Consider the following 20,677-nt stretch of genomic DNA (forward strand, 5'->3'; position numbering starts at 1 on the left):
TTGTTTTGTATTGAGTGATAATTATGCCTGAAATCTGGTTAAATTATGGAATTACAGACGTAGTTTTGGATATAAAGGCAGAAAACCTTGAACAAAAAATTGATTCTGAAGGCAAAGTTTTGGATGATTCTGCGATCAATGAAAAACTCAACACTCTTGATTTGTCAAAACCTATGGAACTAGTAGTATTACATAATTCCAAGTCTATTCTAAAAATTATCTCATCATTGTTTACATTATGTGAACAAAAGTCAAAACCATTTCCAAAAATATTAACCGATAAAAAAATCCTGAATTTAGTAAAATCTGGTCTACCTGAAGGAAGTTCAATCAATGAATTTGATAGTGTTGGAATGGAAAATTCAAATCTCGTTTTCATGGGAGAAATGGAGTTTAATGGATTGTTTGGTTATGAAACTATTTCTACTCGTCTAGTCAAAAAATTTGGTCAAGAATCAATGCTTGCAGCATATGCAAAAAGACAGGGAAATCTTCCAACACCTGGACAATATCCTGAAAGTTTGACTGAAGCAAAAAAATTCACAGATAATTTTGAAATTCAAGGAATAGAAATTATTGCAAATTCTGAGGGAATTTTAGATTTCACCATAGGTCACCCTTCAGAAACTATGTCCTCAACCAAAATTCTTGAATCTAATTCTATCAAGGATGTAGGTGAGCATAAAACAATGGTGATCAGTACTGGAAAAGATGCAAGTAATGACACTCTTGGTAATTCCTTTTCATCTCTTTGGAACTGTTCAAATGCTATCAAACAAGATGGGCTTGCAATCTTAGTGGCTGAATGTAAAGGTGGATTGGGCTCTGATGCATTACAACAATACATTGAAGATAGATTAACTATTGAACAACTAAGAAATCCTACCAAATATCTTAATGGCATGGAGGATCTCTTGTTCCTTTCTGAAATTCAAAAGAAATTTCAAATTGGTTTGGTTTCAATTTTGCCTGAATTTTATGCCAAGAAACTAAACATGATATCAATGCAGGGAATAAAATATTCTATGGATTATATTCTAAAAACACAAGGTGCACGTCAGAAAGTTGCAGTTGTAACTGATGGTGCAAGATTGCTATTACGGTAGAAAAGCTGGCAAAAAATCTGATGGTAGCGGTGCACACAAAACTGCTAAAACTATAATTCCAATATATGCAAGTTTTCTATTTCTTGAAAGTGGTGATACATCATCTAATGGGGATGCACTAGGATTTCTTGAACTCATTACAAGAATCAAAATTGCCATTAACCAATAATTCAACAAAACAAGTATTCCTATACTTCCAAAAGTTGCATATCTGTGAAGTTTTACTCCTAACAATGTTCTTGCCATATGTCCACCATCTAACTGCCAAGCTGGTAACAAATTCAAAAATGTAATTAGAAATCCTATCCATGCCGCAAACATTACGGGAGTCAAGATCACTTCATGTCCTGCTCCTCCTTTTCCAAATAATGCCAAACTAGCAGTCATCAGTAGTGGTTCTCCTTGATTCCATTCAATTAATTTTGATTCTTCAAAGAATCCTGCAGCAATTTCTGGATCTAATACTGGTGCTGTATATGCCCCATAAATTGAAACAATTACCGCAATTACTAGTCCTGCAATGGGACCCGCAATTGCAACATCAAACAAAATCTCACGATTTATGGTTAATCCTCTTGATTGAATGAATGCACCAAATGTTGGAATGCCAATAACTGGAAGACCGGGAATAAAGTATGGCCAAGTTGTTTTTAATCCATGGGCTTTTGCTGCAACAATGTGGCCAAGTTCATGAATTCCTAAAATCCCCAAAAGCGACAATGTATAGACCGCTGCCATTTCTAGAGGATCTCCAATCTCTACAATCGAATTTGTTCCAGATGTTCTGTAGTATCCATCAATCATAACAAATCCTATTACAATTGCAAACAATATTCTTGGAGTCCAAGCAGTACTCATCCATCTTCTCTGTTTTTTCGGAGAAAATTTTTGAATGATAACATATAGTCCACCATCTTCCATTTTTTCTAATTTGCAAACATAACTCATGTTTTCTAATCTCCTTGCTAATCCTTCAAACTTTGATTTGAAATCCGTATCTTGTATCTGAAACTCTAATGAAAATTCAGTTTTGGTAAAGTCACTAACTTGAAAAATTGAATTTACTAACGAAATAATCTCTTCTTGTGAGGGGTCTTCCACACTTTATGACCAGATTTTTCCATTAAATGGTCTTTTGGTTTAAAATTAAATATTGATAAAAATATCTAATATCATGCAAGTAATCCTACGTCAATTAGGAGATTGTAATATTCGAAGAGCAGAGCCAAGCGATCTAATTTCAGTAATGGAAATTAATCTAAAAACTCTACCTGAACATTATTCTGATTATTTCTATGAAAGCTTACTTGCAGAACTTCCAGAAGCTTTCATTGTTGCAGAAATTGGTGGCAAACATGTAGGATATATTATGTGTAAAACTGAATTTGGATTTTCAAATTTTAAGAAACTAGGGTTTGTAAAAAAAGGACATGTTGTGTCTATTGCCGTACTTGAGGAGCACCGAAAAAAAGGCATTGGAAATGCACTTGTTGAAGAATCTGTAAATGGTGTAAAATTAAGAAAATGCGATGAGTTCTATCTGGAGGTTAGATGTAGTAATACTGAAGCTGTAAGATTGTACGAAAAACTAGGATTCGTTATCAGACAACAACTAAATGCTTACTATCGAGATGGTGAAGATGCATATCTCATGGCAATCGAATTAAATTAGTTCAAACCAATAAATAACTCACAAAAAATTCTTCGCCATGGATAAGAGAAAAGGAATGGGCATTACCATTTTTATTTTATGTATTGGCGGCTTTTTTCTCTATGCATATTTGTTAATGTTGTCTGAATGGAGTCCTATTGTATTACAATTATCTGTACTAATGATTGCAGGTGGAATTTTAGGTGTTATAGCATGGATTGGATATGTTATGGCAACAACAAAACCTTCTCCAGCTTCGATTACTGACGATTAATTTTATTTAGAAATTTTTACATCAACAACTGTTTGATAGTATCTTGGACCAACAGCTCTGACAATTTTGGAATCTAAAATCTCTGATTTTACTGGTGTAACATTCAAGTAATGCTGTTCTGAAAGTTTGCCTGCATCTATTTTCTTATCTGCATGAATATGTGAATAATAATGAATTATGCCCCCATCTTTTGTAGTGTCAATTGCAGATTGTAAAAATTCATCAGATCTCTCTGGCAACAACATAAGTGTTCTATCTGACTTGTCTATCAGCTGTTCTTTGATAATTTTTGCTGCATCTCCATTTATAGAAATTACATCTCCTGCAAGTTTATTCAATGCAATGTTAGTCTCACACAATTTTGAAGCTATTGGGTTGATATCTAGACTATACACTGTGCATTTTTTCCTTTTTGCAGCCATTATTGAAAACATCCCTACGCCTGCAAACATGTTGGTTACTATTTCTCCATCTTGAATCAAATTTGCAATTCTTTCTCTTTCTGTTGATAGCCTAGGGGAAAAAAATGCATTTTTAACATCTACTCTAAATTTACATCCAAATTCTTTGTATTCAGTCTCAGTATTGTCTTCACCAGCAAGAATTTCTAGATCTCTTGTTCTAAAATCTCCTTCTACAGCTGATGCCTGATAGAATACACTTCGTACGATTTTTACTTCATCTAACAATGCTTTTCCAATTATTTTCTTTTTTGATAATAATGAATCTGGAATTCTTACAATGATTATTTCTCCTATTTGATCAAATGCTGAAATCAATTCATCACTTTCTTTCTCTGTAAGCACATTCTCTAGTGCTTTTTTCAACATTCGAGTCAATGCTTGTAGTAGAAATTTCCGGTTGCTTTCTGATCTTTGTCTAGTCTACTTTCTAATTTGTTTACACGTGGTCTCAAACTTTTTTCGTCTCTTCTAAATGACATATCCAGTGATTTCAAAAATCTATTCATCGCATCTGCTTTTGGTAATGGGGATGTTGCTCTACCTGCAGAACCTGACTCTCCCTCAAAAATTACCATTGAATCTGACATTAAATCCATTAATTGTAAATCGTGGTCAATAATTATTGCTGATTTTCCAAAAGAGCGGACAAATTTTTGTAAAAATTTTGCAACTGCAATTCTATCTTCTACATCTAAAAATGCTGATGGTTCATCTAATGCATACAAATCCACTTTTTGTAATAGACAAGAGGCAACTGCCACTTTTTGCAATTCTCCACCTGATAGATTTTTGATAGATTTGTTATAGAGTTTTTTAATTTTTAACGGATCAAGTATTTGCTCTTCTTCCATACTTCCTTCTACTGGATCTCCATTTGCTTTATCTAGAATCGAAATTACTTCCACATCAAGATCATTTTGAAGATATTGTGGTTTGTATGCAATTTTTATTTTTTTATCAACACTTCCAACATCTGGTTTTTCAACACCTGCTATCATTTTCATCATTGTTGTTTTACCTAATGCATTAGCACCCATAATGCCTAGAATTTCTCCTTTTCTGACTTTCCCAGGCTCAATTTCTACTGAAAATGTAGGATATTTTTTTACTAATTTGGGATATGAAACAATTTCACTTCCTTCTTGGAAGATGTCTGTAGTAGTTGATGATACATCAAAAGAAAATTTCTTATCTCGAAATCTTACGTTCTCATTTGGTAAATATCCATCTAGAAAAACATTGATTCCTACTTTGGTAGATAAAATATTTGAAACAATGCCGTATGCAGTAGGTTCTCCATATAAAACTTCGATATAATCACTTAGAAAATCTAACAACGTTAAATCGTGTTCTACAACCATTACACTTTTTCCAATTTTTGCTAAATTTTGAATTACTCTTGCAACCCCTGTTCTTTGAAAAACATCATTGTATGATGATGGTTCATCAAAAAAGTAAAACTCTGTATCTTTTGATGCTGCTGCTGCTACTGCAATTCTTTGTAATTCTCCACCGCTTAATTCCTTCAAACTTTGCTCCATAGAGTTTTCTAATCCTAATTCTTTGATCAACTCTCTTGATACTCCGCGTTCATCATATTTGTCAAGAAGTTCTTTTCCTGTTCCATCAAATGCTTCTGCAATGTGATGTACTTGTTGTGGTTTTATTGAAGCGCGGATTTGCTTTTGTTCAATTTTTTCAAAATGTTGTTTGAGTTCTGTTCCACTATAATGTTTTAAGATCTCATCCCATTCTGGAGGATTTTCATATCGTCCTAAATTTGGTTTAAGATTTCCTGATAGAATATTGACTACCGTACTTTTTCCCATTCCATTTCTGCCTAATAGTCCTACAACTTCTCCTTTCTTTGGAGTAGGTAATTTGTAAAGTCTAAAGGAATTCATCCCATACTGGTGAATTTTATCTGTAGCTAATTCACTTGCAAGATTCACAATTGTGATTGCATCAAAGGGGCATACTTTGACACAAATTCCACACCCATTACAGACATCCTCGTCTATCTGGGCTTTTTTTGACTCTTCATTTATGGTGACACATTCTGCACCTGATTTGTTAACAGGACAATATTTTATACATTCTAGACCACATTTTTGAGGCTGACATAGATCTTGATCTAATACGGCTACTCTGTGAGTCATGTTCTAATCGAGTATTTTCTTTGCTTTATACCTATTTTGAGCATTTTCAAAACCTGCGTTACGTTAATAGATGAGAATTTGGCTTGAAATTTCAAGCCGGCCATAGCGTTAGGGTGCGACCCAATCCCTTTCCGAACTTGGAAGTCAAACCTGACGTCGCTGTTGTGCTACTAAGATGCGAGAGCTCTTGGGAAGCAACGGTGCTGGCATTTTCTAATTTACAATCTATTAATATCGAGTTTTTCAAAATCTTTCATGCCAAATTGTTCTGTTTGTGGAGAAATTTGTGATAACGACATTAGATTGATGAATCACATGATGGAAAAGCATGGTTGGAGAAATCCAAATGTTGGAAAACCAGACAGAAACAGTAGAGGGTACTAACTTTTCAAATTTTGTAAGTAATCTAAAATCAATCTGACGCCAAATCCTGTAGCTCCTTTTGGATTGTATGATTTTTCTTTTGTAGCCTGTTGTGTCCATGCAACACCTGCAATGTCAATATGTATCCATGGTGTTTTTTCTATTGCATTTTTCAAAAATGCAGCTGCTGTTATGGTTCCTGCTGCTCTTCCAATACCAACATTTTTCATATCTGCAACATCTGATTTTATCATGTCCATGTAGTCTTGATTTAATGGCAACTCCCACACTTCTTCTGTTGTATTCTTTGAAGATTCTTTGATTTTCTTTTTTAATTTTTCATCATTGGATACAATTGCTGCAACGTTAGTACCAAGAGCTACAATACATGCACCTGTCAGTGTTGCAAAATCAATTATTGCCTTTGGCGAATAATGTTTTTCTCCATACGATAATGCATCAGCTAAAATCAATCTGCCTTCTGCATCTGTATTTAGAATTTCTGCTGTTTTACCACTGTATAGTTTAATGATGTCTCCTGGTCTATATGATTCTCCTCCTGGCATATTCTCAACTGAGGGTACAATTCCTACAACATTAATTGGTAGTTTTAATTCTGATACGGCTTTCATAATTCCCAATACTGTACATCCACCACATTTGTCAAATTTCATTTCATCCATTGAAGCTCCCGGTTTTAGTGAAATGCCTCCTGTGTCAAATGTTACTGCCTTTCCTACTAACACAATTGGTTTTTCATTTTTTGGTCCACGACTGTGTTCTAAAATGATTAGTCTTGGTTGATTCTTACTTCCTTGACCAACTGCTGAAATTCCACCAAAACCTTTTTTCTTTAATTCTGGTTCTGAAACTATTTTACATTTCATTTTATTTTTCTTTGACATGCTTTTTGCAAAGTTTGCCAGTGTTGTAGGAGTACATTCGTTTGGAGGTAAATTGGCAATACTTTTTGTATATATTGCACCATCTGTAACAATCTCGGAAGTTTTTACAGCTTTTGAAATTTTATTTGATTTTGAAACAATAATTGTAAGATTGGGCGATGCATCTACTTTTTCACTCTTGAATTTTTCAAATTTGTAAAGAGACATTTTGGTCCCTTCAATTATCTGAGAAACTGCTGAAACTGGTTCTGATACAAAACTTGGAGGTGATATAATTGAAAATTCAGCTAATTTCAATTCTCTGGCTTTCTGAGCAATTTTTCCTGAGACAAATCTTATGGTATCTTTAGTAAGATTCTCTTTTTTTCCTAGACCTGCAAGTAGAATTCTCTGTATAGGTTTTTTTCCAGGGATTGGAATAATGCTTAGTTTGCCTAGTTTCCCTTCCATGTCTTTAAGAGACTGATTAATCGCTGATGTTGTTTTAGTATCAAATTTTGGCAATCCCATGGGTTTGTTAGTATTTTCTAACACAAATCCACACAGAAGATTAGTTTTCTTTTTCGCAGAACTTTCAACCTTAATCTTCATATGGATTCTCTTTTTTCAAAGTATTATTTAGATTTACTTAGTTCTATCGTCTTACTATTTGTAATCAAACTAGTTGATCTTACAAAAACTGCTTTTATTGTTTTACAATCTTGATTGCATTCTTCATCAAATCTAATTTTTGATTTATTGTTTGTACTCTTTACTAAAATTGCTTTAAACAATGGTATTAGAGCAGCTCTTCCCCCATATGCTCTGTTTTTAGTAATGAACCAAAACATCTGCAATGCTGAATCATCTAAAATATCATCTCGAATTTTTTTACCTTGTTCTGAATAATGTCCAATTATTTTCAATTTTCCTCTAGAAAAAAAATTCATTATTTTTGCAAATTTTATACACAGATAACATTGATTATCAAACAAAACAATTGGATTATCTTCTTTGATTTCCATAATTATGGATAGTAGCGATCAAATTAAAATTTTACAGAAGTAGATTTTTATTCAATTTCCAAAAGAATACGATCGAATGGGGCTTAACTATTATCAAATTAAGAAAAATGTTCTCCGAGCTAGGAAATTAGTTATCAAAGGAACCAATATTGCAGGTTCTGGACATCCAGGTGGTTCCTTTTCTATGGCTGAAATTTTGGGATGTCTCTTCAACAAATATCTCAAATTTGATCCTAAAAATCCACAATGGGAAGACCGAGACCGTCTGGTACTCTCAAAAGGGCATGCCGCACCTGGATTATTCTCTAATATGGCAGTTGCAGGATATTTTCCAGAATCTGAAATTGAAACTCTGAGAAAATTTGGCAGTAAATTACAAGGACATCCAGACTTGAAATGTCCTGGAGTAGAATTTTGTGGGGGTTCTTTAGGCACAGGATTATCCTATTCAATTGGAATTGCACTTGCTGCAAAAATTGATTCTAAAGATCATCATGTCTATACTATAATCGGAGATGGTGAATCGGATGAGGGACAAGTTTGGGAAGCTGCAATGACTGCTTCTAAATACAAAGTTGATAATCTTACGGCTTTTCTAGATAGGAATTTTATTCAACAAGATTCTTACACTGAAAAAGTTATGCCACTTGATGAAAAGTTAGAAGGTGATAATCTTTCAGAAATGTGGAAAGATGCATCTCGATGGAAAACAGGTGATAAATGGAGATCCTTTGGTTGGAATGTAATTGAAATTGATGGACATAGAATTGAACAAATTGATGCTGCAATTGCAAAAGCAAATGCAACAAAAGGAGTGCCTACAATGATAATTTCTAGAACAATTAAAGGAAAATCTATAGAACATATGGAAGATAATCCTCAATGGCACGGAAAAGCTCCTGATTCTGATGTTGTTCCAATAATTAATCTTGAATTAGATTCACAATTCATGATTTCTCCATCAATCATTGCTGGCGATATGACTAATTTAGAAAATGAAGTTAAAAGATGTGTTGCTGGCAGAGCTGATTATATCCATCTTGATGTGATGGATGGACAGTTTGTTCCAACTAAAACATTTGATCATATAAAAATTAAAGAACTAAGACCTCTAACCGTAATCCCATTTGATACTCACTTGATGATCAATGAACCTGTAAAATATGTTAAGGATTACATTGATGCTGGTAGTGACATAATCACTGTACACGCAGAAGTGACTGATGAATCTAGTTTTGGTGAAATTCATGATTTATTAAAACAAAATCAAGTTGGTGTTGGTTTTTCAATAAACCCTGAAACCGAATTGCCTGAATGGTCTTACAAATTTTTACCCACACTTGATCAACTAATTGTCATGTCTGTGGTTCCAGGAAAATCTGGTCAAAAATACATTGAGGAAACTCATGAAAAAATGTCCAGACTAAATTCTATTTTAAAAGAACATAATTTTACTGGCTATATTGAGGCTGATGGAGGAGTAAATCTTGAAAATATTGGCTCTGTTTTTGTCGATGGTGCACGTGCTTTTGTTGGTGGTGGTGCAATTATTGGACAACAAGATGTTAGAGGCGCTATCAGAGATTTCAGAACTGAGGTTTTGAAATCTAGAAGACGAAGTTTACTTGATAAAGCACACGAACTAGGTGGTTCTGAATTAGTAAACAAATGGATTGGCTTACACGTAATTGGAGAAAAACAAGAACAAATTAAAAAAATTGCACAGGAGGTTGGATACATTTGAACGACCCTGTAATGACTGATATGCGTTCAGAATATTCAAAGTCATTAATTCAACTTGGTAAGGAGAATCCAAATGTTGTTGTTTTAGGTGCAGATACTACTGATTCACTAAAAACTTCTGGATTTGGAAAAGAATTCCCAAATCGATTTTTTAATGTGGGTATTGCTGAGGCAAATCTTGTAACTGTTTCAGCTGGATTAGCATTTTCTGGAAAAATTTCTTTTGCAAGTACTTATGCAATATTTTTGCCTGGAAGAGCAGTTGATCAAATCAGAAACAATGTTGCATACCCTTCTCCTCCTGGAAAAAAAGGACTAAATGTAAAATTAGTCACTTCCCATGGTGGTCTATCTGTAGGTCCAGATGGAGGCTCTCATCAACAAATTGAAGATATTGCAATTATGCGAGTAATTCCGAATTTCCGAGTCTTTATTCCTGCAGATACAGTAGCAGTTTCTAAATTGACTCAATTAATGGCAAAAGAATATGGGCCGTTTTACATGAGAATGGCAAGATCAAAAACTCCTCTTGTCCATTCAGAATCACAAGAGTTTCAAATCGGAAAAGGAATTATGTTAAGAGATGGGTCTGATTGTACAATTGCAGCATGTGGTATTACAGTTAGAATGGCTTTAGAAGCTGCTGAATCTTTACAACAAGAAGGAATTTCTTGTAGAGTCTTAGACCTGTTTTCAATCAAACCTATTGATGATGAAATTTTAGAAAAAGCTGCAAGAGAAACAGGTTGTATAGTAACTGCAGAGGAACATAATATTTTTGGTGGATTAGGCTCAGCTGTGGCAGAATCTGTTTCTGAATCTTACGCTGTACCCATTAAAAGAATTGGAGCCCAGGATATGTTTGGGGAATCTGCAAGAGATAATGAAATTCCATTACTCTTGGAGAAACATGGAATAACATCTTTTAATATAGCAAAACAAGTCAAAGAAATTAGGAGTAAAAAATTATGAAAATTTTTCTAGATACTGCCAATCTTGAATCTATTAGAAAATTCAATGATATGGGACTACTTGATGGAATTACAACTAATCCCTCATTAATGTCAAAAGAAGGAGGCAATCCAAAAGATGCCATGGCAGAGATTACAAAAATTATCAAAGGAGATGTAAGTCTAGAAGTTGTCAGTACTGATTATTCTGGAATGATGGAAGAAGGCAAACGTCTCCGTCAATATGGAGAAAACGTTGTAGTTAAAGTTCCAATGACTCCAGATGGTCTTAAAGCATGCAAATCTCTGTCTTCTGAAGGTATACCAGTAAATGTTACATTGATATTTTCTGCAAACCAGGCTTTACTTGCAGCAAAATCTGGTGCAAAATATGTTAGTCCATTTATTGGAAGATTAGATGATATTGGACAAGATGGAATGGAACTAATTAAAGAAATCAAAAAAATTTTTGAAAATTATCCTCAAACAATCAAAACTCAAATTCTTGTTGCAAGCGTTCGTCATCCATTGCATGTTATTGATGCCGCAAAAGTAGGTGCAGATGTTGCAACATTGCCTCCTGGAGTTTTAGATAAGATGATGTTACATCCGTTAACAACCATTGGTTTAGAAAATTTTCTTAAAGACTGGGAAAAACTCAAAGCTGGAAACTCTGATATCAAAATATAGAGTATCCACTAGAAAAATAAACAATAAAAATTAAAAATTGAGGCTTTTTAATTAACTACCTTTGTTTCTACTTTTCCTTGAACTAGTTCCTCTACCTGTACTTCTAGTCATTCCTTCTGTAGAAGGTCTTGCTTTAGGTTCAGGCATGTCTCCTAATTTTCTTGAACCGGTTCCACGTCCTGTATGAACCATCCTATTTGCAGTTGCTTTTTTCCTTGCTTCTTGGATCTTTCTAAATTCGTCGCCAGACCATTTTGAAGCATCTTCATCAACTTCGATAGTTCCTGTGCCTCTGCCAGTTCTAATTCTAATTTTCCCCATGTTTTATGTTAAATTATCTCGTATTTATCTAAGCTTATTTTTATGCCTAGATCTGATTTTGTTAATTTAACTGCTAATCCAACCTAATTTCTTAAAATATGCAAACATCATGATTGCTGGTGTTGCTGATGCAATGATTACAACAATGAAAGTTGTAAATGGCCCCAAAATTGTTGAATCACTTCCAATTCCTCCAGGCAAATCCACATTCATTCCATAAAATGTTCCAATTACTGTGGATGGAATTGCTAATGTAAAAATTATAGTTAAAACTGCCAAAACTTTGTTGGTTTTTTCCGTACTTAACACAAAATCTGTGTCTTTGTAAATTTCCATAGTTTCTCTTGATTCTTCCAAAGTTTCAATCACCTTATCAATATGGTCTATCACATCGTCATAATACAATACTAGTTCATCATCTTCATTTTCTGAAAATCTTTTGACATTTTTTGCAATTTCTAACACAAATTTCTTTAGTGGATTTGCAATTCTTCTTAATCTATTAATTTCTCTTCTAAGCAAGGCTATGCTTCTTGCAACTGGTTTTGTTTCATCAAACACCCTGTCTTCAATTTCATCTAGATTTGCAATCATTTTTCTTGATGTGTGAAGAAGATCATCTACTAATACATCCAAGATTTCGTGAAGTAACAATCCTGAGGATTTTTCCAATAACTTGTTTTTTCTTTGTTGATCTGTATCAGATTTACAAATATCTACTAATTCTACCAATGGTTTGAGATCTCCTTGATGAACTGTTACTATGAAATCTTTTCCTACAAATATTGATAATTGACTATTCTTTGATATTGCTATTTTTTGTGCAAGTGGTGGGAAATGAAGAATTACAAAGAAATGATCATCATAACTATCTAATTTTGGAAGTTCAAATTTAGTCATACAATCTTCTATGTTTAATGCATTGAAATTGTATTTTTGAGCCAATTTTTCAACATCGTTTCTGTCTGGATTTTGCAAATCAATCCATACAAATTTCTCTCCTTGAATAGTTTCCATCTTCCTTTCAACAGTACTCTCTATTGATTTTCTACCTGAACGTAATCTGTTGGTGATGAATCCTTTCTTCATGTTGAAAAATACCCTGATCTAACAAATTTAAAGCGATCGCTATAGTTGTTCTTGAAAATTATGATTTACTTGAAAAGTTGTTGTATTAAATTTGAGGCTAACCTATTTGATTTATTCATTGTACCCATGGGAGTAAATAGTTAGTTCCTGCATAGACTAGTGCAATAGAAATTCCCATTGCAATCCACCATTTTCGCATACTCTGATTCTAACCTAGTCAATAATAAATCTACAGCTCTATTTCCAACAAAATCTTAAAGATTATTACAGGATAAACAAATTTTATTTTTTGTGGCCTTCGTAGTACAGTGGTTAGTATAGAGGATTGTGGATCCTCGGACAGGAGTTCGATTCCCCTCGAGGGCCCTCTATAATTTTAAAAAATTCCAAACTTACTAGATTCCATCTCTTCTTTAATTGCTAGCTTGAATCTAGGTGATTTTGTCTCTACATTTTTTGTTAGCCATGCCAAAAATTTCTTGTCAGTTCCTTTCCCTTTTAATTTCTCAAAATCAGGACCCATCATTTCCATCAATTTTTGAATCAATGATTTATTGACACTCAATACAAAAAAATGCCATCCAAAAGCAAATTCTGAATCTGTCATTACAAAATCTTCTTCACCATGAACCATTTCTTCTAAAAGTGATAATTGATGAGTTAGCGCTTTACTAGTTTTATCATAATCTACAGCAGAAACATTGATGTTTAATCTGCTTTCCATATTTCACTTACATAAAAACAAAATAAAAGGATTACACAAATTATTCTTTTAATAGATGTTCAAAATCTATGTCAAAATGCATCTTCATGATGTTGATGTATGTTTTAATAGATTCTGGAATTTCATCACCACACACCACACCTAGTTTTTTTGCATTAATCCAAATTGTCAAAGTTTGGATAATGGTTAAAAATCGATCATTTTTGATTTCAGGCGAACCAATAGATTTAGTATATCTTTCAGCAAATTCCCATGCCGTAACAAAATCAACACATTTGACACCAAATACTGCCAAAAGTTGTTCTTGCATGTTTTTTGCCTTTTTGAAAGGAATTTGATTTAGAATGTATGGAAAATTTACTTTATCTGGAAGGCAATCAGGAAGAGGTCCCCAGATTGTAATGATTTTAGTTCCTGATTTAAGATTTTCAAATTTTTCTAACATTTTACTTATTACATCTTCATCAGTAAACCAAAACAAAATTACCGAAGCCGATGAAATATCTGCTTCTTCAATATTTTGACACACTAATTCTCCTTTACTATTTTTATCTTCTAGTCTTTTCTTTGAATTTTGTATTTTTTCTAAATTATTATCAATCCCTATTGCTTTTTTTACATGAAACTCATTTATGGCTATTTCAATTCCTTTTTCATCATTACAACCTAAATGAAAAAAAATATCTTCACTACCTAAACCCACAAATCTGAAAATTTCTCTAAATGCTTTTTCAGGTAATTGAACATCTTCTCCACTGAGTAAATTATCTGGAAGTGTTTCTAAATATTCTTCAATTTTCATTATGTTTGATACATTTGTAGAGAATTTATTCTCTTATGCTTTCTAGTTTTGAAACAGCTTGCCATAATTGTGTTCGGACATATGATGGCATGTTTGGATCTTGTGTAACATCATCTAGTAAACTAATTGTATTTGCGGCTCTGACTGATAATGAATATTCTTGATTATTTAGATCAGCAATCAAATCTGTAATTGATTTTTTTATTGTTTTTGGAGTAGAATTACTTGATGTGATCTGTTCTAATGTTTCAATCGCTTCTTTCATTGATTCTTTATTTTGAGTATCATCAGCCATTTTTTACACCTTTTCTTAAAAATTAGCAGAATATAGTTATATCTCTACAAAGACATTGTCTGATTCGACAACTACATTGTATGAGGTTAAATCTCTAATTTTTGCTGGAAATTTAACTAATTTTCCTGTTTTACAATCAAATTCTGCTGCATGCCATCCACAGGTAATTGTACATCCATCTAATTTTCCTTCGGATAGACTGGAACCTGAATGTGTGCAAGAATCATCTGTAGCACAATATTCTCCATCAATATTTGCAACTAAGATATCTCTACCATCAATTGAAACTTTGATCATTTTTCCAGGCAGAATTTCAGATGTTTTACCAGCTATAATTTTTCCCATCGAAGTTTTTATTCGATTATTCTTAATAATTTTTTGTACTTTATGAATCTAAAAATTAGAGATGCAATTAATTCAGACAAAAATATTGTTTTAAAATTTTGTAAGAACACTTTTTCATGGGGTGATTATATTGAACATGTTTGGGATTTTTGGATCTCTGAAGGTCATTTGTTTTTAGCAGAAAAAGAATACCCTGTAGGCATATGCCATGCTCTTTATTCAAAAGATCAAATTTGGATAGAAGGGATTAGAGTTGATCCTTCTTTTCGTCGTCAAAATATTGCATCCAAATTGATCACATATGCTGAAACCATTGGAAAAGACAAAGATCTTTCTTTTTCTTATATGCTGATTGATACTGAAAATTCCATATCTCTTTCTATGGCTAATTCACTAATGTATGATATTTTTCAAACCTGGAATTTTTATTCACTTGCTCCAAAAATTAACTCAATTAATAATGTCACATTTGAAAAATCTCTTAATCTGCAACTTTATTCTCATTATGTGAAATCTTGGAGATGGTTTCCAATTGATAGAAAAACCATGAACACTTTATCTGAAAAAAACAGTATTGTGAAATCTTGTGTTGCAAAGAAAAACTCTGTTGCTATTCTTTGTGATTCTGAACATTTTGACAAAACTTTGATTGTAACTTTGTTTTCTCATTCAGATGAATCTGTTTTGGATTTACTTTCATTTATCCAAAATTTAGGTACAGAAAAAAATTATGAACGAATTCAAATTTTAACTCAAGAGAAATTACCTCTTTTTGATACATTAGAACATAAAATATCATTTCATTTGATGAAGAAATCTTTAGACTAAGATTTCACAATCTTTATTGTATTGTTTAATTTCCCTAAATTTTCAATTTCCATTTCAACTTTGTCTCCATCTTTCAAAAATACTGCATTAGGTTTGTTGAGCATTACCCCAGCTGGCGTACCTGTAGAAATAATGTCTCCTTTTTCTAATGTCATTACTTTGGAAATTTTTGAAACTATTTCTGGAATTTTAATAAACATGTTATTTGTTGATGAATTTTGTCTCATCTCTCCATTAATTTTGGTAGTCATTTTCAAATTTTGAGGATCTTGGATTTCATCTTTTGTTGTTATCCATGGACCACAAGGAGCAAAAGAATCAAAACTTTTTCCTCTTGTAAATTGTTTATCTTTGAATTGAATGTCTCTTGCTGAAACATCATTGAATACCATATAGCCAAATATTGCATCATTGGCATCATCTATGCTAATATTTTTACAATTTTTACCAATAATCAGGGCTAATTCAATTTCATAGTCTAATTGAGTCACAAAATCAGGACATACAATATTTGAATTTGTACTGTTTAACGCTGTTCGTGGTTTGATAACAATGGCAGGATCTTCTGGCGCTTGTAATCCTTGTTCTTTTGCATGATCTACATAATTGAATGCCAAACAAATGATTTTGTTTGGATTTGGAATTGGTGACAATAATTTGAATTTTGAAATGTTTTCTTCGTATGGAAGATCCTTAATTTTATTTTTAATTTCATCAAACCACCCGTCAAAAAGAAAATCTTTTACATTTTGTGGAATGGGAACTCCTGTTAAGTAAGTAATTTCATCTTTTGTAGATACTTTGTCTCCTTTAACAAAACCATATGTTTCGTTATTTCCATATGACAATCGTGCAATTTTCATTATTACTCACTTGTGTGTAAAAATTGCTTGATTCTGTGAATCCTTTCTACAATACCCAAATCTAACAAATTGAATTTCTTCTCCTTCCTTTAATTGTAGATAATGTGGTTCTGTATAAACGTCTAATTCTTCTAAACTATTTTCATTAAACTCTTCACCATTGAATAAAATTTTTGGAATAATCATTTTAATCTCATGAGCTGTTTTTTGAGGAACCCATTGAATTTTCAAAATGTTGTCTGTTTTACCATTTTCTACAAATTCTCCTTCTAATTCAATTCCTGATTTTTTAATTAATACATTACCTAAACCTAAAAGTCTGATTTCTGTCCCTTCTTTGATATTTTGCACATCGTCACCAGAAATGTAAAAATTTCCATCTACATCGATTTTTCTTTTACCCATATCGTTTACTGGATGATTTGAAATTTCAACTGATGACAATGATAAGTTATTCACTTTGAGCTTTTTGGCATTACTTACCATGAATAATCTGATACTGTTTGCATCTACAAATTTTCTGTTAAATGCTTCAAGTGAATCAAATGGTGCTAAGGTGTTGGCTTTTGTTAATCCTAAAGACATGATAAATTTTCTAATGGCCTCGGGCTTGATGCCTCTTCTTCTTAATGCCTCTAGTGTGGGTAATCTTGGATCATCATACCATGATACCTTTCCTTCTTCAATCAAAGGTTTGATAATTCTTTTAGAAATGGGCATTCCTTTGAATTCTAACCTTGAGAAAAATCCTTGGATTGGTTTTCGCATGTTAAGAGCATCTAATATTGCATCGATTAACTCTTTTCTGAGTTCAAATTCTTTTGAACGAAATGCATGAGTTACCCCGTCAATGCTGTCTTCGATGGCAACTGCCATATCATAACTTGGCCAAATTCTATATTTTTCTCCCAATGTGTAATGCTTGCCTTCAATAATTCTAAATAATACAGGATCACGCATTACTGCATTATCTGCTTCCATATTTCCACGATATCTCACAATTGCATCTCCAGGTTTGAATTTTTGATTCATCTTCTCCCAATTTTTAATATTTTTTTCAATATCTTCTCTACTGCATTTACAAGCTTTTCTTTCTCTCCTGTTTTTGCTTATGTCTTCCCTTTTACAAGTACAAACGTAAGCATTTCCAGAATTAATTAATTCATTTCCTTTCTCATAAAATAATTCCATATCATCTGATGTACTTTTTACAACATCAAATTCAATTCCTAACCATTCTAATCCTACTTTGATTGCTGCATGATACTCCATTCTTTCTGCTTCTGGATTTGTATCATCCATTCTAAGGATGAATTTACCTCCATACATTTTGGCGTATTCTGAGTTAATGATGGCAGCTTTTGCATGACCAATATGTGGATATCCATTTGGTTCTGGAGGAAATCTTGTTATCACTTTACCCTGTTCTGCACCTTTTAGTTCTGGAAGACCCTCTCTTTCTTCAATTTTTTCTTTGGGTGTTAGCAGTTCTGGAAAATTTTCCTTAATTTCTTTTTCTTGTTCTTCAGATGATAATTGATTAACTGATGCAACAATTTCTGAAATTTCTGGTGATATCTCTTTTACCTTACTTCTAAATTCTGGTTTTGTTCCGAGAATTTTCCCTAAAATAATTTTATCTCTGGTTTCCCCACCATGCTCAAAAGCATTTTGCAGAGACATTTTTCTTATCTCTTTTCTCAATTCTTCATCCATGCTAATCTAACCTGTTGTGTCTATACGCTTCTTTTAACAACAAAATCTAATAATGAAATTAATTCTGATTTTGAAGGACCTGAATACATCGCTAATGATTTTTCAGCTTTTTCTGCATATTTTAGAGCCTGTTTTCTTACATTTTGCTCAATACCTAGGGATCTAATGACTTCAACCGCTTTGCTCAGATCTGTTTTTGAAATTTCTGAATTTCCAAATGCTTTTAGAATGATTTTTTTATCTTTACCTTTTGCTAATTTGATTGCCATTAGAATTGGAAGTGATTTTTTGCCTTCCCTAAGATCATTGCCTACTGGCTTTTTGGTAATTTTAGGATCGCCCATGACCCCAATAAGATCATCAGTGATTTGAAATGCTATTCCTAAATTCCTTCCAAATGATGAAAGATTCGAAATATCTTTTGCCTTACTTGTTGCACAAATTGCTCCCATTGCACAAGATACATCAAACAGTGCAGCCGTTTTTTTACCTATCATTGTAATGTATTCTGCTTGCGATGGTATCTTTTTCTCCTCTGCCATTTTGATATCTAGTAATTGACCTTCACATACATCTACACAAGCTTTTGCAAGTCTTGATACTAGTTGAGTAGTTGCATCTGTTGATAATTTTGAATCTGTGATTACTTGAAATGCTTTTGAAAATAATACATCTCCTGCAAGAATTGCTATTGGCATTCCAAATTTTTTATGAACTGTTGGCACCCCATGTCGCATTTCATCATTATCCATAATGTCGTCATGAACTAATGTAAAATTATGTACCATTTCTACTGCACTTGCTGCAGGCATTGCATTGGAGACTTTTCCTTTTAAAATTTGACAACTTCTAATTACCATATATGGTCTGAGCCTCTTTCCTCCATTCACGATTAGATGCCCTGCAGCATCATAGAGTTTCTTTGGATTTCCTTTTAGTTTTGAATTAAGATATTTGTTGACGGTTTTTGCGTTTTGTTCCATTTGTTTAGTTTTTTTCATTTACTAATCTCCATTTGTCTACTGGTAGATGAACCTTGATTGCCTTTTGTAATTCATCATTAATTTCACTATTCATCCACGTAGATAAGATATTTGCATGCTTTTCAAGCATAGATTTATCCGATTTTTCTAATAATTGGAGGGCAATTAACATCCACGGACAATAAATTTCTGGCTTAATCCTTATTTCTTCAAGTAATTCTTTAGGTGACATCCATTTAATTTCATCAATTTCTCCTTTGATTTCTTTTAGTTCTGTTGATTTGTCTATAATCCCAATTAATGTCCCACAAATTTCATTTTCAGAACCCACATTTTTGTAGGGAACATGATATTCAAATTTATGTAAATAATCTAAAGTACCTGTAATTCCTAATTCTTCAGGCATTCTTCTTTCTCCTGACGAAACATACGTTTCTGATTCTCTTGGATGGCTTGCAAATGTTCCGTCCCAATCATTTGGCCATAACATTTTTTCTTTAGCTCTTCTTGTAAGAACCAGCCTTCCTTCATTATCAAACAACAAGGCCGTAAATGCTCTATGTAATTTCCCATTTGGCAAGTGACATTTTACTTTCTCTTCTTTACCTATTGGATTATCATTTTCATCAACTAAAATCACAAATTCTTCAGACATTTCTTTTACCTCTAAACAGTGTTCCTTCAAATGTCCTATTTTTAACCGCTTTCACAATTCTTTCAGGCTTGTTACCGTTTACAAAGAAAACGTTTAATCCACTCTTGGCAATTTTTAATGCTTCTTCTACTTTTCTAGTCATTCCTCCAGTAACATCCATTTTATTTTCAGAAATTGTTGGTCGTTCTCCATGTAATTCATAGATTAATTTTTTTGATTTTAAATCAGAATACAATCCATCTTCGTTTAATGCAAAAATACAGAGTCTTGGCTTTAGGATTTTTGCAAGATGAGTCATAATTTTATCGCCTGATAAAATGTATGTTTTTTTCTGACCAAACCATAACGCATCTCCATATGTGACTGGAATTAGACCTGACTTGGCAATTTTTTCGATTTCTTTAATTTTTTTTGTAATTGGTTTATTTCCATCCATAAAATCTGTTGGTGGAAGACAGTATGGATTTAGTTTGTTTTTTAACATTGAATCTAAAATAATTTTATTTAATTCAATCATTGAATTTTTAACTATGGAAACTCCTCTGAGATTATATTTTCTCTCTTTTGTATGCATATCGTATTTTACCGACCAATAATGTCCATAGGAGCCGCCTCCATGAACAATGATGATTGGTTCTTCAATTTTCCTTAAACTTTTAGCAAGATTTTCTATTGTTTTTTTCCTAGGTGAAAGTGGTTTTTCTTTATTTGTAATTATTGATCCTCCTAATTTGATTAGAATCATGT

General features: G+C 32.8%; 24 protein-coding genes, 1 tRNA gene and 1 rRNA gene. 10 read left to right on the forward strand and 16 right to left on the reverse strand.

Going from position 1 to position 20,677, the window contains the following annotated elements; all coding sequences use genetic code 11:
• Positions 1–23 precede the first annotated feature (23 nt).
• Positions 24–1,106: a transcriptional regulator gene (locus K5781_RS03250; protein WP_297440667.1), complete on the forward strand. Its 1,083-nt coding sequence runs from the start codon at positions 24–26 to the stop codon at positions 1,104–1,106.
• Here the strand turns inward: K5781_RS03250 and K5781_RS03255 are convergent.
• Positions 1,098–2,207, reverse strand: a complete 1,110-nt coding sequence (locus K5781_RS03255) for a site-2 protease family protein (protein WP_297440669.1) — start codon at positions 2,205–2,207, stop codon at positions 1,098–1,100. The genes K5781_RS03250 and K5781_RS03255 overlap by 9 nt on opposite strands.
• A gap of 73 nt (positions 2,208–2,280) precedes the next feature.
• On the opposite strand from K5781_RS03255, the gene rimI reads away from it, so the two are divergent.
• Together rimI and K5781_RS03265 are read left to right on the forward strand one after the other, a co-directional pair.
• Positions 2,281–2,778 carry a ribosomal protein S18-alanine N-acetyltransferase gene (gene rimI, locus K5781_RS03260; protein ID WP_297440671.1) on the forward strand — a complete coding sequence of 166 codons (498 nt, stop codon included), beginning with the start codon at positions 2,281–2,283 and terminating at the stop codon, positions 2,776–2,778.
• Positions 2,779–2,815: 37 nt separating this feature from the next.
• Positions 2,816–3,031: a transcriptional regulator gene (locus K5781_RS03265; RefSeq protein WP_297440673.1), complete on the forward strand. Its 216-nt coding sequence runs from the start codon at positions 2,816–2,818 to the stop codon at positions 3,029–3,031.
• Positions 3,032–3,033: 2 nt separating this feature from the next.
• Here the strand turns inward: K5781_RS03265 and K5781_RS03270 are convergent, their stop codons facing one another.
• Together K5781_RS03270 and K5781_RS03275 are read right to left on the reverse strand one after the other, a co-directional pair.
• Positions 3,034–3,861 carry a class I SAM-dependent methyltransferase family protein gene (locus K5781_RS03270; protein WP_297440675.1) on the reverse strand — a complete coding sequence of 276 codons (828 nt, stop codon included), beginning with the start codon at positions 3,859–3,861 and terminating at the stop codon, positions 3,034–3,036.
• A 5-nt stretch (positions 3,862–3,866) separates the two neighbouring features.
• Positions 3,867–5,654: a ribosome biogenesis/translation initiation ATPase RLI gene (locus K5781_RS03275; protein WP_297440677.1), complete on the reverse strand. Its 1,788-nt coding sequence runs from the start codon at positions 5,652–5,654 to the stop codon at positions 3,867–3,869.
• 92 nt (positions 5,655–5,746) lie between these two features.
• Here K5781_RS03275 and rrf point away from each other — a divergent pair.
• Both rrf and K5781_RS03285 read left to right on the forward strand, forming a co-directional pair.
• Positions 5,747–5,866 (forward strand): 5S ribosomal RNA (rrf, locus tag K5781_RS03280).
• Positions 5,867–5,909: 43 nt separating this feature from the next.
• A complete protein-coding gene (locus tag K5781_RS03285; RefSeq protein ID WP_255430846.1) occupies positions 5,910–6,038 on the forward strand; it encodes a hypothetical protein in 129 nt (42 codons plus the stop codon).
• On the opposite strand, the gene K5781_RS03290 is transcribed toward K5781_RS03285, so the two are convergent.
• Positions 6,035–7,513 carry a leucyl aminopeptidase gene (locus tag K5781_RS03290; protein ID WP_297440681.1) on the reverse strand — a complete coding sequence of 493 codons (1,479 nt, stop codon included), beginning with the start codon at positions 7,511–7,513 and terminating at the stop codon, positions 6,035–6,037. The two genes, K5781_RS03285 and K5781_RS03290, sit on opposite strands and share 4 nt — an antisense overlap.
• A gap of 23 nt (positions 7,514–7,536) precedes the next feature.
• The gene (locus tag K5781_RS03295) at positions 7,537–7,926 is read right to left on the reverse strand and encodes a hypothetical protein (protein ID WP_297440682.1); all 390 of its coding nucleotides are present in this window, start codon (positions 7,924–7,926) and stop codon (positions 7,537–7,539) included.
• Between the two features lie 76 nt (positions 7,927–8,002).
• Between K5781_RS03295 and K5781_RS03300 the strand changes: the two genes are divergently transcribed.
• From K5781_RS03300 to fsa, 3 genes are read left to right on the forward strand one after another with little or no spacing between them, the layout of a single operon-like run.
• The gene (locus tag K5781_RS03300) at positions 8,003–9,670 is read left to right on the forward strand and encodes a ribulose-phosphate 3-epimerase (protein WP_297440684.1); all 1,668 of its coding nucleotides are present in this window, start codon (positions 8,003–8,005) and stop codon (positions 9,668–9,670) included.
• Entirely contained in the window at positions 9,667–10,641 is a 975-nt protein-coding gene (locus tag K5781_RS03305) for a transketolase family protein (protein ID WP_297440686.1), read from the forward strand. Before K5781_RS03300 ends, K5781_RS03305 begins: the two co-directional genes overlap by 4 nt.
• On the forward strand, positions 10,638–11,309 hold the full coding sequence (fsa, locus tag K5781_RS03310; protein WP_297440688.1) for a fructose-6-phosphate aldolase: 672 nt from the start codon (positions 10,638–10,640) through the stop codon (positions 11,307–11,309). The genes K5781_RS03305 and fsa overlap by 4 nt, the downstream gene beginning before the upstream one ends.
• A 51-nt stretch (positions 11,310–11,360) precedes the next feature.
• On the opposite strand, the gene K5781_RS03315 is transcribed toward fsa, so the two are convergent.
• Together K5781_RS03315 and K5781_RS03320 are read right to left on the reverse strand one after the other, a co-directional pair.
• Positions 11,361–11,630, reverse strand: coding sequence for a hypothetical protein (locus K5781_RS03315; protein ID WP_297440690.1), 270 nt, complete (start codon positions 11,628–11,630; stop codon positions 11,361–11,363).
• A 66-nt stretch (positions 11,631–11,696) separates the two neighbouring features.
• The gene (locus tag K5781_RS03320; RefSeq protein WP_297440692.1) at positions 11,697–12,719 is read right to left on the reverse strand and encodes a magnesium transporter CorA family protein; all 1,023 of its coding nucleotides are present in this window, start codon (positions 12,717–12,719) and stop codon (positions 11,697–11,699) included.
• A gap of 294 nt (positions 12,720–13,013) precedes the next feature.
• Between K5781_RS03320 and K5781_RS03325 the strand changes: the two genes are divergently transcribed.
• Positions 13,014–13,085: transfer RNA gene (locus K5781_RS03325), tRNA-His, on the forward strand.
• Positions 13,086–13,095: 10 nt separating this feature from the next.
• Here the strand turns inward: K5781_RS03325 and K5781_RS03330 are convergent.
• Genes K5781_RS03330 through K5781_RS03345 form a run of 4 tightly spaced genes read right to left on the reverse strand, consistent with a single transcriptional unit; the run spans position 13,096 to position 14,885 of the window.
• On the reverse strand, positions 13,096–13,443 hold the full coding sequence (locus K5781_RS03330; protein ID WP_297440694.1) for a hypothetical protein: 348 nt from the start codon (positions 13,441–13,443) through the stop codon (positions 13,096–13,098).
• Between the two features lie 40 nt (positions 13,444–13,483).
• Entirely contained in the window at positions 13,484–14,245 is a 762-nt protein-coding gene (locus tag K5781_RS03335; protein WP_297440696.1) for an SAM-dependent methyltransferase, read from the reverse strand.
• 25 nt (positions 14,246–14,270) lie between these two features.
• Entirely contained in the window at positions 14,271–14,540 is a 270-nt protein-coding gene (locus K5781_RS03340) for a UPF0147 family protein (RefSeq protein ID WP_297440698.1), read from the reverse strand.
• Positions 14,541–14,576: 36 nt separating this feature from the next.
• Complete coding sequence (locus K5781_RS03345; RefSeq protein ID WP_297440700.1) at positions 14,577–14,885, reverse strand: non-heme iron oxygenase ferredoxin subunit; 309 nt, start codon at positions 14,883–14,885, stop codon at positions 14,577–14,579.
• Positions 14,886–14,927: 42 nt separating this feature from the next.
• On the opposite strand from K5781_RS03345, the gene K5781_RS03350 reads away from it, so the two are divergent.
• On the forward strand, positions 14,928–15,713 hold the full coding sequence (locus K5781_RS03350) for a GNAT family N-acetyltransferase (protein ID WP_297440702.1): 786 nt from the start codon (positions 14,928–14,930) through the stop codon (positions 15,711–15,713).
• On the opposite strand, the gene K5781_RS03355 is transcribed toward K5781_RS03350, so the two are convergent.
• From K5781_RS03355 to K5781_RS03375, 5 genes are read right to left on the reverse strand one after another with little or no spacing between them, the layout of a single operon-like run.
• Positions 15,710–16,576: a fumarylacetoacetate hydrolase family protein gene (locus K5781_RS03355; RefSeq protein ID WP_297440704.1), complete on the reverse strand. Its 867-nt coding sequence runs from the start codon at positions 16,574–16,576 to the stop codon at positions 15,710–15,712. The two genes, K5781_RS03350 and K5781_RS03355, sit on opposite strands and share 4 nt — an antisense overlap.
• A gap of 6 nt (positions 16,577–16,582) precedes the next feature.
• Entirely contained in the window at positions 16,583–18,292 is a 1,710-nt protein-coding gene (locus tag K5781_RS03360; protein WP_297440706.1) for a glutamate--tRNA ligase, read from the reverse strand.
• A gap of 20 nt (positions 18,293–18,312) precedes the next feature.
• Positions 18,313–19,293 carry a polyprenyl synthetase family protein gene (locus K5781_RS03365; protein WP_297440708.1) on the reverse strand — a complete coding sequence of 327 codons (981 nt, stop codon included), beginning with the start codon at positions 19,291–19,293 and terminating at the stop codon, positions 18,313–18,315.
• A complete protein-coding gene (gene idi / locus K5781_RS03370; RefSeq protein WP_297440710.1) occupies positions 19,280–19,930 on the reverse strand; it encodes an isopentenyl-diphosphate Delta-isomerase in 651 nt (216 codons plus the stop codon). The genes K5781_RS03365 and idi overlap by 14 nt, the downstream gene beginning before the upstream one ends.
• Complete coding sequence (locus K5781_RS03375) at positions 19,923–20,675, reverse strand: isopentenyl phosphate kinase (protein ID WP_297440713.1); 753 nt, start codon at positions 20,673–20,675, stop codon at positions 19,923–19,925. Before K5781_RS03375 ends, idi begins: the two co-directional genes overlap by 8 nt.
• Positions 20,676–20,677 lie beyond the last annotated feature (2 nt).

The organism is Nitrosopumilus sp., assembly GCF_025699255.1.
Taxonomy (GTDB): Archaea; Thermoproteota; Nitrososphaeria; order Nitrososphaerales; family Nitrosopumilaceae; genus Nitrosopumilus.

Bases quoted from the DNA above. Each gene is read 5' to 3' on its own strand.
- K5781_RS03285 (WP_255430846.1), top strand. From the start codon at position 5,910: ATGCCAAATTGTTCTGTTTGTGGAGAAATTTGTGATAACGACATTAGA.
- K5781_RS03275 (WP_297440677.1), bottom strand. From the start codon at position 5,654: ATGACTCACAGAGTAGCCGTATTAGATCAAGATCTATGTCAGCCTCAA.
- K5781_RS03350 (WP_297440702.1), top strand. From the start codon at position 14,928: ATGAATCTAAAAATTAGAGATGCAATTAATTCAGACAAAAATATTGTT.
- fsa (WP_297440688.1), top strand. From the start codon at position 10,638: ATGAAAATTTTTCTAGATACTGCCAATCTTGAATCTATTAGAAAATTC.
- K5781_RS03270 (WP_297440675.1), bottom strand. From the start codon at position 3,861: ATGTTGAAAAAAGCACTAGAGAATGTGCTTACAGAGAAAGAAAGTGAT.
- K5781_RS03265 (WP_297440673.1), top strand. From the start codon at position 2,816: ATGGATAAGAGAAAAGGAATGGGCATTACCATTTTTATTTTATGTATT.
- K5781_RS03330 (WP_297440694.1), bottom strand. From the start codon at position 13,443: ATGGAAAGCAGATTAAACATCAATGTTTCTGCTGTAGATTATGATAAA.
- K5781_RS03365 (WP_297440708.1), bottom strand. From the start codon at position 19,293: ATGAAAAAAACTAAACAAATGGAACAAAACGCAAAAACCGTCAACAAA.
- K5781_RS03250 (WP_297440667.1), top strand. From the start codon at position 24: ATGCCTGAAATCTGGTTAAATTATGGAATTACAGACGTAGTTTTGGAT.
- K5781_RS03300 (WP_297440684.1), top strand. From the start codon at position 8,003: ATGGGGCTTAACTATTATCAAATTAAGAAAAATGTTCTCCGAGCTAGG.
- K5781_RS03355 (WP_297440704.1), bottom strand. From the start codon at position 16,576: ATGAAAATTGCACGATTGTCATATGGAAATAACGAAACATATGGTTTT.
- K5781_RS03295 (WP_297440682.1), bottom strand. From the start codon at position 7,926: ATGGAAATCAAAGAAGATAATCCAATTGTTTTGTTTGATAATCAATGT.
- K5781_RS03335 (WP_297440696.1), bottom strand. From the start codon at position 14,245: ATGAAAATTGAAGAATATTTAGAAACACTTCCAGATAATTTACTCAGT.
- K5781_RS03315 (WP_297440690.1), bottom strand. From the start codon at position 11,630: ATGGGGAAAATTAGAATTAGAACTGGCAGAGGCACAGGAACTATCGAA.
- K5781_RS03290 (WP_297440681.1), bottom strand. From the start codon at position 7,513: ATGAAGATTAAGGTTGAAAGTTCTGCGAAAAAGAAAACTAATCTTCTG.
- K5781_RS03340 (WP_297440698.1), bottom strand. From the start codon at position 14,540: ATGGCTGATGATACTCAAAATAAAGAATCAATGAAAGAAGCGATTGAA.
- K5781_RS03375 (WP_297440713.1), bottom strand. From the start codon at position 20,675: ATGATTCTAATCAAATTAGGAGGATCAATAATTACAAATAAAGAAAAA.
- rimI (WP_297440671.1), top strand. From the start codon at position 2,281: ATGCAAGTAATCCTACGTCAATTAGGAGATTGTAATATTCGAAGAGCA.
- K5781_RS03360 (WP_297440706.1), bottom strand. From the start codon at position 18,292: ATGGATGAAGAATTGAGAAAAGAGATAAGAAAAATGTCTCTGCAAAAT.
- K5781_RS03320 (WP_297440692.1), bottom strand. From the start codon at position 12,719: ATGAAGAAAGGATTCATCACCAACAGATTACGTTCAGGTAGAAAATCA.
- idi (WP_297440710.1), bottom strand. From the start codon at position 19,930: ATGTCTGAAGAATTTGTGATTTTAGTTGATGAAAATGATAATCCAATA.
- K5781_RS03345 (WP_297440700.1), bottom strand. From the start codon at position 14,885: ATGGGAAAAATTATAGCTGGTAAAACATCTGAAATTCTGCCTGGAAAA.